General features: G+C 44.6%; 1 protein-coding gene. It reads right to left on the bottom strand.

What is annotated here, in order from left to right; translation table 11 throughout:
* Nucleotides 1–528: hypothetical protein (locus tag EHS15_RS16990; RefSeq protein ID WP_135761790.1), on the bottom strand; the 528-nt coding region annotated here is incomplete at its 3' end.
* Between the last annotated feature and the right edge of the window lie 39 nt (nucleotides 529–567).

Below are 567 nucleotides of genomic sequence, written 5' to 3'. Positions count from 1 at the left end.
CGACTCAGCAAGTTCGGCAGCTTTGAGCTCCTCAGTCAATCGGTCGTATTCTGCCCTACCCTCTGGATTCAATCTACCTCTAAACTGAGCTTCCATTACTTCTATTTCAGTAAGCTCTATCCCTGAAGTTAATCTATAAACTACTGTTCCATCAGACTCTGTTCTGATTCTTGCTCCATCAAGAATACTGTTGTCTCCATCTCCAATTAAGCTTCTAGCTGAATTCGTTCGGATCTCTTCTCTACGTCCTGTCTCGGATATATATTCTTCCAATCGATCTGCTCGAATCTTCACTTCGACAGTCTCGCCATCAGCCGTCTTTTCAAGGACAGTCACATACTTATCGGCTGGGATGTCCGCTCCTTCTGGACTATATGGTTTGATTTCGGATATCTCATTCGGTGTATCATCCAATACTCTTTCTGTCGTTTGAGATGGCTTCACACTCGCTATCGGATTATCTTCCTCTCGTCTTCCTATCCCAAATAGTGCAAGTCCTGCAAGGAAGCCACTTCCTAACGTAGTCAAGGCTCCTAGTGCTATATCGGTTAGTGATGGTGCATTCAC

The sequence above is a fragment of the Leptospira idonii genome, assembly GCF_004770995.1.
Lineage (GTDB): Bacteria > Spirochaetota > Leptospiria > Leptospirales > Leptospiraceae > Leptospira_A > Leptospira_A idonii.
The sequence above is the reverse complement of the archived record's forward strand: the minus strand, read 5'-3'. Positions and strand labels throughout refer to the sequence as shown.